Origin of the sequence: Chitinophaga vietnamensis (genome assembly GCF_902167635.1) — a bacterium.
GTDB classification, from domain to species: Bacteria; Bacteroidota; Bacteroidia; order Chitinophagales; family Chitinophagaceae; genus Chitinophaga; species Chitinophaga vietnamensis.
Map to the genome: position 1 here is coordinate 660,258 of NZ_CABHMS010000001.1, position 15,366 is coordinate 675,623.

The following is a 15,366-nucleotide window of genomic DNA, read 5'->3' on the forward strand; positions in this document are numbered from 1 at the left end:
GCCAGTCTTTTATTGCGCTCTCAGGATCGATTTGCCGGCGATCACAAAAACAGGTTCACCTGGTTCAGGATGTAGGGTGGCCGAGCCGGTGAAGTCGCCAAAAGCGGGCAGGATACCGCAATAGCTGCCGAAATAAAAGCAGGGCAGCCTTAATCGCTGACGTGCTACGCCTTCCATTACATACGCAGGATGCAGGTGTCCTGAAAACGTATATTGGTGACCGTTATCATCTTCACAGGGTTCATGTATAAAGTGGATGCCCTGCAAGGTAAGCCCGGTATGGGTATGCACCTGTAACTGTTCGTAAATATCCGCCGGCATGATATCATGGTTGCCGATTACCAGATCGAAGCGCACCTGCGGAAACTGCTGCCGCCAGATACGGAAATATTGCACCTCATTGTTTTCCTGGCTATGGAACATATCGCCCACAATAATGATACGCTTCGGGAGGTATTGCGTGATCAGTTTTTGCAGACGGTAGAGGTCTTCCTCTGCAATGCCCGCCGGCACAGCGATTCCCGCCTTGCGGAAATGCGTGGCCTTGCCCAGGTGAAGGTCCGACAGGATTAGCGCTGCTTCTTCCTGCCAGTAGATCGCCCGTTGCGGCAGCAGATGCCAGTGCTGCGACTGATAATAAAATATTTCCCCTGTCACTGGATCTTCCGTTTTTAACATAAACTGCAAATTACATTCTTATCCGTTGGCAGAAATCAATTTTTTGATGCGGTCTTCCAGCTTTTCGCTGGTCATTGTATCGCGGAGACTGTCTACTTTTATCGGGAAGCAGAACGGCGTGAGTTGCTGCGGCCGCGTGATCACGATATTGCTGGCCTGGATGCGGTCCATCGTTTCGCGGAGCCTGGCCTCTTCCATCTGGTAAAAGAATGCCTCGTTGAAGGCCTGTCTGAGCAACAGGTTTTGCGGATCATAATCTTTGAAGACGTTAAACAGCAGTGATGCTGATGACTGCAAATGCCTGTTGGCCTTGTGTTTACCGGGATAACCCTGGAAGATGAGCCCTGCGATCACAGCGATATCGCGGAATTTTCTTCTCGCCATCTCTGTTGCATTCACGCTTGTTTGTAATTCTGCATTCAGATTTTCTGTAGAGAATAATTGCTTCACATTTTCATCGTTCAGCGGGATCGGCTGATCGGAGAGCAGTTCAAACCCGTAGTCGTTCATCGCGATAGAAAAAGTGATCGGCTGTATGCGGCTGATACGATAGGCCAGCAGCGCGGCCATGGCTTCATGCACCAGCCTTCCCTCGAACGGATATACGAAAAGGTGGTAGCCGTCTTTCGTATCTATCATCTCTATCAGCAGTTCATTATCTTTCGGAATATGTGATAATTCTTCCTGTAAATTGAATAATGGTTGTAGCGCCAATAGTTCGGGGTCCTTTGTTTTCCGGGAGAGGGCTTCGTTGAATTTCTGGCGCAGCATACGTCCGAGGTTGGCCGAGAGCGGGATGCGGCCGCCCATCCAGCTGGGCACGATCGTTTTTTTGCTGGTGGATTTCCGGACAAATGCCGTCATATCCTTTATCAGCACAAATTCCAGGTTGCGACCTGCGAGGGTGAAGGTATCGCCGGGTTGCAGGCGGGAGATAAAACTTTCTTCGATCACGCCTACATATCCGCCACTCATAAATTTTACTTTCATCATCACATCGCTCACAATGGTGCCGATGTGCAGGCGGTGGCGCATGGCCATCATGCGGCTGCGGCATACGTAGAAATTGCCGTTGCGGTCTACCTTTTTAAATTCGTCGTACGTGTAGAGCGCATCGCCGCCGGTGGTGAGGAAGGAGAGTATCCATTGCCATTCGTCTTCCGTGATGGACTGGAAGCAGAAGGTGTTGCGTACTTCTTCGAATATATCTGTTGCAAAGAAACCATCGGATACGGCGAGGGTCATCAGGTATTGCAGCAGCACGTCCCAGGCGAGGAGCACAGGCATGCGGCTTTCGATGAGTTCCTCTTCCATGGCGGCTTTGAGGGCGGCGGCTTCTACCAGTTCGAGGGCATGGGTAGGCAGGAAAAATATTTTGCTCACGGCGCCGGGCTGGTGGCCGCTACGGCCGGCGCGTTGCAGGAAGCGTGCTACTCCTTTGGGACTGCCTACCTGTATGACGGTATCCACCGGACGGAAGTCCACGCCCAGATCGAGGCTGGCCGTACATACCACCGCCTTGAGGATACCATTATGCAACGCTTCTTCCACCCATATACGCAGTTCCATATCGATGGAGCCATGATGCAGCGCGAGGGCGCCAGCCAGCTGGGGCGCATGTTTCAGGAGCGACTGGTACCATATTTCCGACTGCGAGCGGGTGTTGGTGAACAGGAGCGTGGTCTGGCTCTCTTCGATAACAGGCAAGGCCTGCGGCAGCATGCGGATGCCCAGGTGGCCCGCCCAGGGATAGTTTTCTATTTCATGCGGGATCACGCTTTTGAGGGCGATATTCTTTTTCAATTTGGCGCGAATGATCACGCCCGCGTGGTGATGCGCGCCCAGCAATACTTCCATGGCTTCGTCGAGGTTGCCGATGGTGGCAGAGATGCCCCATATTTTCAGTGGCGGCCTGTCGGCCTCGCGGGCCAGGCCTTTCAGGCGGCTGATGCCGAGTTCCGTCATCACGCCGCGTTTGCTGCCGATGAGTTCATGCCATTCGTCAACAACGATGGTGTGCAGGCGTTTGAATATTTCAGGATATTCTTTTTGCGCGAGCAGGATATGCAGGCTTTCAGGGGTGATGATGAGCACTTCCGGCATCTGCCGTTTTTGCTGCGCGCGCGTGCCGGTGGGCGTATCACCGCTGCGGATGCCTACCTCCCAGGGTATCTGTAATTCTTCCAGCACCTCGCTCATAGCGCGGGCCAGGTCTTTGGCAAGAGCGCGCAACGGCGTTACCCAGAGCAGCTGCAACCCGTTTTTTTTCTTCTTCAGATAATCTTTCGGATGGGCATCTATCCAGGCGATCACCACTCCCAGGAAGAGAGAGAAGGTTTTACCGAAGCCGGTAGGGGCATTTACGAGGCCCGACTTGCCCTCCAGGTAAGCGTTCCAGGCTTCTTCCTGGAATGCGAAGGGCTTCAGTTCTTTTGCGGCCAGCCAGCTGGTGATCACCTTTCTTCCACTCATACAACAAAGTTATATTGATTATCGCTGCATAAATTTAAGCTAAACAACAAAACAGTTTACTTTTGCAGCATGCTCGCAAAATTTTTTCAGCTCTCCGAAAATAACACCACATTCAAAAAAGAAGTACTGGCCGGTTTAACCACCTTCTCCACCATGGCGTATATACTGGCCGTAAATCCGAGTATCCTTTCCGGTACGGGGATGGACTTCCAGGCGCTGATCACCGCTACGGCGCTGGCGGCGGCCATTGGTACGCTGGTGATGGCGCTCTATGCCAAACTGCCTATCGGCGTGGCGCCAGGCATGGGCCTCAATGCATTCTTTGCCTATACGATCGTGGCCTCGATGGGCTACAGCTGGCAGTTTGCGCTCACAGCCGTTTTTCTGGAAGGCATCATCTTCATCCTGTTATCTCTCTTCCGTATCCGCGAAGCGATCATTAACAGTATTCCCGAAAATCTGAAACATGCGATATCCGTGGGTATCGGGCTGCTCATCGCGCTGATCGGTATGGCCAATGCGGGCATCATACAAACAGGCATGCACCATGCGGGTAACGACAAGCTCGAAGGAGTAGTATTGAAGATGGGAAACATTACCAGCGTAGGGCCGCTGATCGCGCTGATCGGATTGATCATAAGCGCGGTGCTGATGTATCGTAAAGTAAATGCGGCCTTGCTGATCGGCATCCTGGCGGCAACGGTAGTTGGCATTCCGCTGGGGATTACACATTTCCCTGAAAACGGCCACCTGGTGGGCTTGCCGCCATCATTGGCGCCTATTGCATTTAAACTGGAATTCAGCAAGATATTCAGCCTGGATATGGTGATGATCCTTTTCACCTTGCTGATGGTAAATCTTTTTGATACGGTTGGCACTTTGATCGGGCTTTGCAACAAGGCCGGACTGCTGGATGCCAAGGGTCGCCTGCCCCGCGCCAAACAAGCGCTGATGGCCGATGCCATCGGCACCACCGCCGCCGGATTATTAGGCACCAGCGTAGCCACAGCTTATGTAGAAAGCGCCAGTGGCATTGCCGCCGGCGGCAAAACCGGGCTTACCGCGCTGACGGTAGCCGTGATGTTCCTGCTGTCGCTCTTCTTTGCACCGGTATTTGCGATGATCCCGCAAGCCGCTACTGCGCCGGCTTTGATCATTGTAGGCATGTTGATGATGGGGGCGGTAACGAAGATAGACTTCAACGATGTAACGGAAGCGATACCCGCTTTCCTCGCCATCGTGATGATGCCTTACTCTTATAGCATTGCGGAAGGCATCGTGTTTGGCATGCTTTCCTATGTATTGCTGAAAGTGCTCACGGGGCAGCATCGATCTATCAGCCCGGTGATGTATGTACTGGCGGTGTTATTCGTCGTTACTTTTCTCGTGAAATAATTTTTCCTGTAGGGTCACTTTGTCGGCCTCCACGCTCAAAGTGTGCACCACGCCGCATTTGAGTGCATAGTTGTTGCGCTGGTGGCCTACCGGGAAATTGAAGCATACCGGGTAGTCGAAGTCTTTCACTTTTTCATTTACGATATCATAAACGGTTCTGCCAAATTCTTCCCCAGGATCATCCGGTTTTATTTTATTGAATCCACCGATGATAAGACCGGCGAGATGATTGAGTTTGCCCGAGCGTTGCAGGGTGTTCATCATCCGGTCGAGATTATAGAGATATTCCCCTACTTCTTCGAGAAATAATATTTTCCCTTTGGTGATGATATCTGAAGGGGTGCCGCAGATGCTTTGTATCACCGACAGGTTACCGCCTGTGAGCAGGCCGCTGGCGCTGCCTTTGCGGTTCTGCGGATCTGACGGAGTGGTGTATTGCGTGCGTTTGCCAGTGAGCGCCTGGTAGATAGACATGATGGTATCCTGCACCACGGGATCCGACTGGCGGAAGTCGTCGGGAAAGCTGTTGCACATTTTGGAATGTAGCGAAGCGATGCCTGTAACGCGGCTAAGGTGGCAGTGTAGCACGGTTACGTCGCTGAAGCCGATCACCCATTTGGGCTTGTGGCGGAATTTGGAAAAGTCCAGCTGGTCGATGATGCGTGCGGTACCATAGCCGCCGCGTGCGCACATGATGGCTTTGATATGCTTGTCATCGAGCATGGCCTGTAAATCTTTGGCCCGTTCGGTATCGGTGCCGCCAAAGCTGTTATCGCGCGCTCCTACGGTCTTGCCTATACGAATAACGAATCCCCAGCTTTGCATAATGCGGATAGCGGGAGCGATTTCGTCGCGCTGAATATATCCCGCGGGGCAGGTGATGCCGATGATATCTCCCGGCTTGAGGTAAGGCGGAATGACGGGAGCGGGAGCGGGCGTTGTCTGCAGGTCAATGCCGGCGAGGGTTTGCAGTGCCGGCAAAGCCGCGCCGGCAGTGAGCATGGCAGACAAAAAATGTTTGCGGTTCATATGCTTAAAATAAGCATAATTCGGCAAATGCGGTAAGTCATTCTGCTGTTTTCATTTCGCGGATAGACCAGTGGCCGATATATTTTCCATCTCTCAGCTGGATGATATCGATGATGCGCAAGGTTGTTTTTTTGTTGGTAGGTTGCTGACCGAGCAAGGGGCCAACGAGTATGCCGCTAAAAGTTTTGTGGGTCATCACCCGGTCATCTTCCGCGATCATATCATGTATTTCCAGGGAAAGGTTGCTGAAACTCTTCTGTAAACCTTCAGTGATAAAGGTTTTCACGGACTCGCGGTCGTTGGCGAAACCTGGCGGCGCGGTGTGGTTAATGAAATCGGCGGCCACTATTTCTTCATATGCCTGCAGGTCGCCTTTTATGAGAAATGCTTCATTGAAACGTTTTACAACAGCTTTGTTAAGTTCTGTGGTGCTTTGCATGGTATTGATTTTTGTACCACAAAGCTACGGCTGTACATCGTTGCCATGATAACGGAAACGGCTCAAATAATTGCATTTTTGGTGCGGATGGCGCTGGGAGTTGTCCCATATTCCTGCCGGAAGCTGCGGATAAAATGAGGGATGTTTTCAAAGCCGCATTCTATGGCTATTTCGGCCACTTGCTTGCTGGTGGTTTGCAAAAGCGTATGTGCATAGGCCAGCCTTTGTTCATTGATCCAGCGGCGTGGCGGCATATGGTATTGCTGTTGAAAATCACGTTTGAAGGAGGCGAGACTGCGGCCGGAAAGCCGCGCCAGTTCCGGCAGCGTGAGCGGCTGGAAAAGATGCGTTTTCACCACCCAGGCAATATCCTCCGGTTGCGCCTGTACGATGTGTTGCAGGAAACCCTGTATGGCGGCGCGTTGCGGGCTGTCGAGCAATAAGAGAAAAAGCTCATACTGTTTTACTGGCAGCAGACTGGCGAAGTTAGCAGATGGTTGTGAAAAGTATTGTACATATTGCTCGCGGAAAGCTTCCAGCAGCGGCGTTAAAGGCAGGGTAAGATGCGTGGCTGTGTAATGCGGTACGGGCGTGGCATAGCCGAACTTGTGCAGGAAACGTTTCACCTGTTCATCTGAAAAATAAAGCAGGAGGCTCTGGAAGTCAAGCCCATCAGGCACGAAATCAGACATCACATACACGCCGCGTTTCAGCAACAGGATATTGCCTGCTGCTACTTTTACTGTATGTTTTTCAAAGTGCAATATTTTATGACCGGCAATTACAAACACGGCCATGTTTTCTTTCAGGAAAATAGTACGTTTGTGCACGGCCTTGCGTTGCTTGAGCATGGCGTAGTGCGTGGCGCCGGCCTTGAGCGCCTGCTGGTGGTCCATATCAATCGGGAACTTCAACATCATCATAAAATTACTAAATTGAATAAAGGAAAACCTCATTCATTGCTTATGCGTACATTTTTTCTTTTGATGATGAGCTTGTGCGCCGCTACTTTCGCGATGGCGCAACAAAAGGCCTGGCTCATTGTGCCCGGCAAATCCATCGGGCAGGTGACCATCGACGCACCGTCGGAAAGCCTGTCGGCGCTGGGCAAGCCCGATGGCGGCGATGCCGCTATGAACAAGGCCTGGCGCATCTGGTATGCGCGCAACAAAGACCAATCTGTTGACTCTTCGCATCTGCTGGCAGTATATACCGCCATGCGCACACAGGACACCCAGTATGTGAGACAGATCAGGGTGAACTCTCCGAAATTTAAAACGGCGAAAGGAGCAGGCGTGGGCACGGCAATGTCTTTGATTAAAAAGGCATATCCGGGTATCAAACGTACACGCATATACGAAAGAAAAAACCATTCCCTGCGCATTGAAGTATATGATGATAACAAGCGTGGTATTGCCTTTGAAACAACGAATGGCCGCACCTGTTCCATGGTAGTGGTACATGCGCCCGGCGAGCCTTTGGAGAACTATATGGACTATCATCCCGGGTTTGACAACACCCTGGAAGTGTTGCCGCAACGTTGATCATTTGAAATGCACGCCGATGTTGTAAGATACGCCCACGCTGGTGATGGACTGGATATCTTTATTATTGGTACCATCGTTAAGCAGCCAGGCGCCGCGCAGGCTCAATGAGCTGCGGCCTAAAGGGAATTGCAGGCCGGCGTTCAACACCGGTCCTTTGATATGTATAGCTTCTGTACCGCTTTCTTCTTCAAGGTCGGTGTTATCTATATTCCGGGAGGCGTTATGAAAACCGTAACCGCCGCCAGCGAAGAAACCCCAGCGCTGCGAAGCCTTTCTGGTGGCTGCATTGCCGTAGTTGTAATTGATCACCAGGGGAACGTCTATTATAAAAACGCTGGACGATTCACCACTGCTGTTGCTGGTATAACTTTCATGCAAATTAGCGCCCAGGCCAAGGTGTGTGCCCACAGAAACGGCCGCGCGGGGAGATAGTACGAAGAAATTATAGCGCGGCGAATACACCAGGCCTCCGCTGAGGTAATTGCGGGCTGTGAATAAGCCCAGGCCCACACTCTGCGAAAAGCGCAGGGATTGTGCACTGGCAAGCAGCTGACAAAAAAGAAAGCAAATAATGCCCGGAACTGCGCGTTGGAACATAGGTTAGGGAGATGTCACCCCAAGATAATACAAAAAACATTATTAGTATACTACCTGGTGCGTGGCCTTGATCACAGAGATCACGAAAATACTTTGCGTATGACTGAGGTTGTCCAGCTCGCCCAGTTTGTTCACATAAAATTCTCTGTATTCGTCCATATCTTTCACCTGTACTTTGATCATGAAGTCGAATTCGCCGGAAATGTTGAGGCATTCGGTAATCTCCGGGAAGGTGAGTATCTCTTGTATAAATTTTTTTCCGTATTTTTTATTGTGTTCTTTGAGGGTGATGTAACACAATACCGTAAGGCCTTTGCCTATTTTACGCGGGTCAACGATGGCTGCATACTGTTTGATTACGCCAGCTTGTTCCATTTTGCGGATGCGTTCATATACCGGCGTGGTGCTCAGGTTCAGCTGTGATGCAATATCGCGGATGGTCATTTTCGCATCCTGTTGCAACAATTTTAAAATGTTCATGTCTCTTTCGTCCAGCGCCAGTTGTATTTCCTGCATATTTTCTTTTTTATGGATCGATGATCACAATATTCGGAATAAATATCTATATAAAGATAGATAAAAAGATAAATTTTCCAAAAAAATAGAAAATATATTATCCCTGTTCCTAAATGGATAAGTTTGCAGCGAAATACAACAACATGAAGCAGCGAATTATTCTCACCGTGGCATGCCTGGCCATTTTCTTTGAAACACTGGATGTATCTGTATTGAACATGGCCATTCCGCAGATGGAGTTGTATTTCAGCGCCGGCCCCGATGGTATCCAATGGGTACAAACAGTGTATGTGCTTTGTTATGCCGGCTTTGTGTTGCTGGGAGGCCGCCTCGCCGACACCAACGGCAGGAGGCGCATTTTCGTTAGCGGCGCGCTGCTCTTTGCTGCCGCCTCACTGGCAGCAGGTTTTTCTGTGTCGTTTGCGTGGTTGCTCACCTGCAGGGCCTTTCAGGGTATTGGCGTAGCCATGGCGATTCCTGCGGCCATCGCTATTATCACTAACACTTTCCCGAACCCGGTAGAGCGTAACCGTGCACTGGGCGTCTTCGGCGCCATGGCAGGCATTGGATTCGCTACGGGGCTTGCTACCGGCGGTATCATTAGCAAGGTACTGGGCTGGCAATGGGTGTTCTTCATCAATGTGCCTGTAATCGCGGTGGCAGTGATACTGGCCCTGCGCTATATTCCGGCAGATGAGCGCAATAAACGTACTTCGCGGAATATATGGAGCGGCGTTATGATCGCCATACTGATGCTGCTGGCCTCCTGGCTGATACATTCCATCGGCAGCATCGGCCGTAATCCGCTGCTGTTCGGCATTTTGCTTGCCGTCTCGGGTATCTTGGGTTATTACTTTGTGAAGCGGGAAAGCGTACATCCGTCGCCGTTAGTCGACTTCAAACTGTTCCGGCTGCCCGGCGTGATCACGGGCAACCTTGGCGCCTTTCTCTCCGGCAGTGTGTTTCTCTCCTATATTTTTCTGCTTACTTTGTACCTGCAACAGGAGCTGCATTTCAGTTCTGCTACCGCGGGGCTGCTATTGTTCCCGTTCAGTATACTATCCGGCCTTACCTCGAAATACCTGCTGCCACGGCTGTTGCAGCGTTTTGGCGTGGTGAAGACCGGCATCATCGGCAATAGTTTCATGCTGTCGGGCATCCTCTTTTTCCTGCTGAGCAATTATATGGGGCATTCATTGGTGTTCCTTTTTTTCGCGGTGCTGTGCCTCAATTCTGTGGGTATTTCTATCATCTATCCCTGCGTAACGATCCTGTCGGTACAATCAACGCCGGAAGCGCAACACGGGCTGGCGTCGGGTATCAGCGCCACTTCGGGCTCTTTCGGCAACGGGATGGGCCTTTCGGTGATTGGTGTGGTGATGCGGCTCTGCGAACAGCAACATTGGAATATTTATGGTGCGGGATTGATCACCTTAACGATATTGGCGGTGCTGGCGATTGTGCCATTGATCTCATTTTGCTATCTGCGGCCAGAAGCCCCTGAAGCGCTTTGAGCGCTTCAGGGGCTGGTCTTCGCGAAGATCATTTCATTTTAATATCTGCAGTATCTCCTTTCTGTATGATGAAGATATTTTTATTCTCGAAGTAAGAAGGCGTAGTTTCCGGCTCTTTCAAGTAAACCGGCTGGAAGTTGTAATTGGTGATCACTTTCGGCGCCTCTGCAACGGTTCCGTTGAAATAGAGACCCTTGGCGTTCAGCTGCCGGATGAAATAATAAGTAAGGTCAAATCCTTTATAGGCCATATCTGAAGGACGTGCCTTGTATGTTCTGCGGAAATAGTCATTCACATATTTGCTGAACAAATCAGATTTGTCGTTGAAGTAGGGAGAAGAGTAATATATCTGTAAGCCTTTGAATTCCGGATCTTTCAGTTTGATCACATCCCAGGTGGGCATACCAAATATCTGCAAGGGATAGGTAGCCGCGTTGGTGCTCAGTTTGCGCAGAATGTTCTTGGCGCCGGCTTCATCGAGCGCTGTTATGATCACTACGTTAGGGCGGTCGGTGAGCAGGTATTTAGACAGTTCTTCAGGCGTAGTGGCATCGCTCCATACTACTTCACGTATCCTGGATTTTTTAGGATTGGCAGATTTTTCATATGCTGCCTTGATATCCGCTGCCATGCGGCCTTCGAAGGCGCTGTTGCGGCGCAGCAGCACAATATTTTTGGTAGCGAAAGCATCCTGCACATAATTGTGGATCGCTTCACAGTGCGTTTTCAGGGTGCTGTTGCTGATGAAGAGGAAGGGATTGTCGTTGATGCCGCCATCGTTGGGGAAGGTGGCAGACACGAAATTGATCTCCTTGCGTTTGGCAAAGTCGCTGAGCTCTTTCAGGTCGGGGTTGGTAACAGCGCCGATGATGAGGTCAGTGTTATCCAGCGCCTTGCTGCGGAGCAGGCTGCCCACGCTTTGTTTGCCCTTACTATCGTATACGGTTACATTAAGATGATAGCCTTGTTGCTGGAGACTGTCGAGCGCCAATTGGGCGCCTTCGTAAAATTCCAATCCGGGCAATACATACCTCGGCATAGTACGGCCGGGAATATCGTTGGAGGTAGCAAATACGGAGTCGAGGTACAATGGTGTAAAGAGGGCAACATTATAGGAAGTTTTTTTTACTTCCTTCCCGAAAGCAGGAACGTTGAAAGGTGCTCTGGCAGCTTCTTTCGGGGATTCCGGTTTTTTCTCCGGCGCAGGTTTGTTGCTGGGGGGCGGTGGTGGCGGTACACGACTGGTCGTTTTCCGGGAGGAAGAACACGCGCTGATCACGACAGAAAAAGCCAGTCCGGCTAACAGGTGTTTGATAGAAACTAATTGGCTCATAATAAAGATTAGTGACTGGTAAGATGTGAATGGTGAATAGTTGTTGACAAATAGTGAATGGTGATCAGCCAAAATCAAACCAAACTATTCACCATTCACTATTTATCAAAGTATCTGCTATTCCCACTCGATCGTGGCGGGTGGCTTGGAGCTGATATCATACACTACGCGGTTGATACCTTTCACCCTGTTGATAATATCGTTCGACATTTTAGCCAGGAATTCGTATGGCAGATGCGCCCAGTCGGCGGTCATGCCATCTACCGATGTTACGGCGCGGAGGGCCACGGTAAATTCGTAGGTACGTTCATCGCCCATTACGCCCACGCTCTGTACGGGGAGAAGGATGGTACCGGCTTGCCATACTTTATCGTAGAGGCCTGCTTCACGCAGTCCTTCGATGTAGATGGCGTCTGCTTCCTGTAACATAGCCACTTTTTCCGGTGTGATGGCGCCAAGGATACGGATCGCGAGGCCCGGCCCGGGGAAGGGATGGCGGCCCAGGAAGATCTCGCTGATGCCTATTTCACGGCCTACGCGACGTACTTCATCTTTGAAGAGAAAGCGCAGCGGCTCTACCAGCTGCATGTTCATCTTCTCAGGAAGGCCGCCCACATTGTGGTGCGACTTGATGGTAACAGAAGGACCGTTCACAGATACTGATTCGATCACGTCAGGATAGATGGTACCCTGGCCGAGGAAGGAGATATCCTGGAGCTGAACGGCTTCATGCTGGAACACTTCTATGAAGAGGCGGCCGATGATCTTGCGTTTCTTTTCCGGATCGGAAACGCCGTCCAGCTGGCCATAGAACAGGTCTTTGGCGTTTACGCCCTTCACGTTGAGGCCCATATGCTTGTATGATTCGAGTACGGTATCGAATTCATCTTTGCGTAACAGGCCGTTATCTACAAATATGCAGAAGAGATTTTTACCGATGGCCTTGTGGATCAGCTCTGCTGCCACGGTGGAGTCTACGCCGCCACTGAGGGCCATTACCACTCTTTTATCGCCCACCTGCTCTTTGATGCGCGCGATGGTTTCCTGTACAAAGGCGGCAGGGGTCCAGTCCTGGCTGCATTTGCAGATATGCAGGAGAAAGTTGCGGATGATCTGTTTGCCTTCGAGGGAGTGTGTTACTTCCGGGTGGAACTGCAGGCCGAAGATCGGGTTAGCAGCTACCGATGTGCTTTTGAAGGCGGCTACCGGAATATTTTCGGTGGTGGCGATCACTTCAAAATGCTCGGGGATACGTTTGATGGTATCGGAGTGGCTCATCCACACCTGGCTTTTGGCCGCTATATCATATAAGAGTTTTTCTTCTTTGTCCTGGTGCTCCATAAAAGCGCGGCCATATTCGCGGATATTGCTTTTGGCCACTTCTCCGCCAAAGTTCTTTGCCATCAGCTGTGCGCCGTAGCAGATGCCCAGCACCGGCACTTTTGCGGCCATGGCAGCGATATCCACATTGGGTGCCTGCGCATCGTTCACGGAAAATGGGCTACCTGATAAAATGATGCCCTTGATGGAATCGTCCCAGGCAATCGGCTGGAGACATGGTTTAATTTCGCAATAAACATTCAGTTCCCGGATGCTGCGTGCGATCAGCTGTGTATATTGGGAGCCGAAATCGAGGATAAGTATCTTTTCTGTCATGGTGGTGCAAAGATAAAGCCCTTCCGCCAAATTCGGATTTTGAAATTCCAAAATCGGAAAACTGTGCGTATCTTTCTCCAATAATTAACTTACTATGAAAATTAGATTATTCCTGTGCCAGGCCACTGTATTGTTTGCAGCTATTGCTATGTTCAGCTCCTGCAATGTGGTAGGTCAGTTCCGTGTTAAAGGCAGCGGAAACGTTATCAAGGAAGAACGCAAGATCAGCAGCTTTCATCGTCTCAAAGTGGATGGCAGCATGAATGTGGAGCTTTCCCAGGGTGATACAAAAGCGGTAGTGGAAGCCGACGATAATATTGTTCCGGTAATAGAACTGGTAAATGATGGTAATGGTACGCTGACGGTACGTTTCAAGCGTAATACTTCCATCTCCACTCATCATGATATCACGGTGTATCTCACCTCCAATGAAGTGGATGACATCGCCCTCGCAGGTTCCGGTGATCTGAAATTCAATAACAAATTCAGCAGCAAGGAAGATGTAAAGATCTCGTTAACCGGCTCCGGTAATGTGAATGGCGCTATTGCTGCACCTGCTGTAAAGGCTTCTATCTCCGGTTCCGGTAATATACATATCAGTGGCGAAACACGTGATGTGAATGTATCTATCGCTGGCAGCGGCGACTTCTTTGGTGAAGAGCTGATGGCGGAAAATGCATCGGTGAAGATCATGGGCAGCGGTGATGCACGTGTGCATGCCAGCGTAAAACTGGACGCCAAAATTGCCGGCTCCGGTGATGTGAAATACAAAGGCACTCCCCAGGTATCCAGTTCTGTAGCGGGTTCTGGCACTGTTCAAAAAATCTGATCGTCAATATTGGCAAAATTTTAACACTCCATTTATCATATAAAGCAGCATTTATCTGTTAATTGGATGATCAAAAAAGTCCTTTAGTCCAGGTACTGCACCATCAAACAAAGCCGGTTGATGCAGTACCTGGCTGGGGCACAAGCCTTGCCAGTTATGTTTCTCCACCCCATCAAACGTTTCGACCCCTTATCTGCCGTAAAATCAAATTATCATTAAATCTTATAAATGAGACTTCTTTTTTGTATGTTTACGGTTTGAAATTGTTGAACTCCTATTCCTTTTATGAACGAAAGACCGAAGATCCTGGTGGTATATTATACCCAAACCGGGCAATTAAAAAGGATCATAGATCATGTGTTGGCGCCGCTGGAAGGCAAGGCCGACATTACATTTGAGCAACTGGTTCCGGTTGAACCGTTTGTATTTCCCTGGAAAAAGCAGACGTTTTATGATACGATGCCGGAAACCGTTCAGGGAACACCGCGGGCTATAAAGCCGTTGAAAGTGGATGTGCACGCGCACTTCGACCTGGTGTTGCTGGCTTACCAGCCCTGGTTTCTGTCGCCCTCACAGCCTACTGCCGCGTTCCTGCAAAGTGAACAAGGTGCGCAGCTGCTGAAAGGCAAGAACGTGGTGACCCTGCTGGGCGCGCGCAACATGTGGCTCAATGCACAGGAAAAAGTAAAAGGATATCTGCAAGAAGCCGGCGCCACGCTGGTAGGCAATATTGTTTTGGTAGATAAGTCCCCTAACCTGGTTTCGTTGATCACCATCCTTCGCTGGGCTTTCAAAGGAAAAAAAGAAGCAACCCGTTTTCTGCCACAGGCGGGCGTTCAGGAAAACGAGATTGTGACCTCCTCTCGCTTTGCCGCTCCGCTGGCCGAAGCGCTGGATAAAAAAGAATGGAGCCAGCTGCATCCGCAGTTGCTGGCGCTCAATGCCGTAGAGCTGCTGCCCAACCTCGTATTGCTGGAAGGTAATGGTATCAAGGCTTTCCGCTTCTGGGCGAAATTCATCAGCGCCAAAGGCGGCCCGGGCGCCCCCGAACGCCAGGGTCGTGTGAGTATGTACCGCGGACTCTTGCTGGTAGGTATCTTCGTGCTCACGCCGATCACGCTGATCTCTTCCCTCATTAAATTAAATCTCAAAAAAGCAGCACTCCTGCGCGAAGTAGAATACTATAAAGGTATTACCTTGCGCTGACGTGCCGGAACAGAAACAGCACGTCTTTTGCCAACTTAACATTGGAACCGCTAGCGCCGGTCCCGTAATATTGTAATTCCGATTAGAATTATATATTTACGTCTGTGAATATCGTAAATCAAACCAAACATGTTTAGCCAACGGGTTGCATGTGA

14 protein-coding genes are annotated in these 15,366 nt (G+C 50.4%); 5 read left to right on the top strand and 9 right to left on the bottom strand.

Annotation, left to right across the window (positions count from 1 at the left end; genetic code table 11):
* Positions 1-9: 9 nt before the first annotated feature.
* Together pdeM and FPG75_RS02795 are read right to left on the bottom strand one after the other, a co-directional pair.
* A complete protein-coding gene (gene pdeM / locus FPG75_RS02790; RefSeq protein ID WP_143305031.1) occupies positions 10-678 on the bottom strand; it encodes a ligase-associated DNA damage response endonuclease PdeM in 669 nt (222 codons plus the stop codon).
* Positions 679-696: 18 nt separating this feature from the next.
* Positions 697-3,150, bottom strand: coding sequence for a ligase-associated DNA damage response DEXH box helicase (locus FPG75_RS02795; RefSeq protein ID WP_143305032.1), 2,454 nt, complete (start codon positions 3,148-3,150; stop codon positions 697-699).
* A gap of 69 nt (positions 3,151-3,219) precedes the next feature.
* On the opposite strand from FPG75_RS02795, the gene FPG75_RS02800 reads away from it, so the two are divergent.
* Positions 3,220-4,545, top strand: coding sequence for an NCS2 family permease (locus tag FPG75_RS02800; RefSeq protein WP_143305033.1), 1,326 nt, complete (start codon positions 3,220-3,222; stop codon positions 4,543-4,545).
* Here FPG75_RS02800 and FPG75_RS02805 read toward each other — a convergent pair.
* The 3 genes from FPG75_RS02805 to FPG75_RS02815 all read right to left on the bottom strand — a co-directional run bounded on the left by FPG75_RS02805 (position 4,516) and on the right by FPG75_RS02815 (position 6,936).
* Positions 4,516-5,574, bottom strand: coding sequence for a S66 peptidase family protein (locus FPG75_RS02805; RefSeq protein WP_143305034.1), 1,059 nt, complete (start codon positions 5,572-5,574; stop codon positions 4,516-4,518). The two genes, FPG75_RS02800 and FPG75_RS02805, sit on opposite strands and share 30 nt — an antisense overlap.
* 37 nt (positions 5,575-5,611) lie before the next feature.
* Complete coding sequence (locus FPG75_RS02810) at positions 5,612-6,013, bottom strand: ester cyclase (protein WP_143305035.1); 402 nt, start codon at positions 6,011-6,013, stop codon at positions 5,612-5,614.
* Positions 6,014-6,075: 62 nt separating this feature from the next.
* Positions 6,076-6,936, bottom strand: a complete 861-nt coding sequence (locus tag FPG75_RS02815) for a helix-turn-helix domain-containing protein (RefSeq protein ID WP_161596639.1) — start codon at positions 6,934-6,936, stop codon at positions 6,076-6,078.
* 42 nt (positions 6,937-6,978) lie between these two features.
* Between FPG75_RS02815 and FPG75_RS02820 the strand changes: the two genes are divergently transcribed.
* Positions 6,979-7,557 (top strand): hypothetical protein, encoded by a 579-nt coding sequence (locus FPG75_RS02820; RefSeq protein WP_143305037.1) that lies wholly within the window; start codon positions 6,979-6,981, stop codon positions 7,555-7,557.
* On the opposite strand, the gene FPG75_RS02825 is transcribed toward FPG75_RS02820, so the two are convergent.
* Together FPG75_RS02825 and FPG75_RS02830 are read right to left on the bottom strand one after the other, a co-directional pair.
* On the bottom strand, positions 7,558-8,157 hold the full coding sequence (locus tag FPG75_RS02825; protein WP_143305038.1) for a hypothetical protein: 600 nt from the start codon (positions 8,155-8,157) through the stop codon (positions 7,558-7,560). It lies immediately after the preceding gene.
* Positions 8,158-8,199: 42 nt separating this feature from the next.
* Positions 8,200-8,673 carry an Lrp/AsnC family transcriptional regulator gene (locus FPG75_RS02830; RefSeq protein WP_143305039.1) on the bottom strand — a complete coding sequence of 158 codons (474 nt, stop codon included), beginning with the start codon at positions 8,671-8,673 and terminating at the stop codon, positions 8,200-8,202.
* 143 nt (positions 8,674-8,816) lie between these two features.
* Between FPG75_RS02830 and FPG75_RS02835 the strand changes: the two genes are divergently transcribed.
* On the top strand, positions 8,817-10,187 hold the full coding sequence (locus FPG75_RS02835) for an MFS transporter (RefSeq protein WP_161596640.1): 1,371 nt from the start codon (positions 8,817-8,819) through the stop codon (positions 10,185-10,187).
* Between the two features lie 28 nt (positions 10,188-10,215).
* Here the strand turns inward: FPG75_RS02835 and FPG75_RS02840 are convergent, their stop codons facing one another.
* The gene (locus FPG75_RS02840) at positions 10,216-11,520 is read right to left on the bottom strand and encodes an ABC transporter substrate-binding protein (RefSeq protein WP_143305041.1); all 1,305 of its coding nucleotides are present in this window, start codon (positions 11,518-11,520) and stop codon (positions 10,216-10,218) included.
* A gap of 117 nt (positions 11,521-11,637) precedes the next feature.
* The gene (guaA, locus tag FPG75_RS02845) at positions 11,638-13,176 is read right to left on the bottom strand and encodes a glutamine-hydrolyzing GMP synthase (protein ID WP_143305042.1); all 1,539 of its coding nucleotides are present in this window, start codon (positions 13,174-13,176) and stop codon (positions 11,638-11,640) included.
* Positions 13,177-13,270: 94 nt separating this feature from the next.
* Here guaA and FPG75_RS02850 point away from each other — a divergent pair, with 94 nt between their 5' ends.
* Entirely contained in the window at positions 13,271-14,005 is a 735-nt protein-coding gene (locus FPG75_RS02850) for a head GIN domain-containing protein (protein WP_143305043.1), read from the top strand.
* Between the two features lie 285 nt (positions 14,006-14,290).
* Positions 14,291-15,211, top strand: a complete 921-nt coding sequence (locus tag FPG75_RS02855; protein ID WP_143305044.1) for a TroA family protein — start codon at positions 14,291-14,293, stop codon at positions 15,209-15,211.
* The last annotated feature ends 155 nt before the right edge of the window (positions 15,212-15,366 follow it).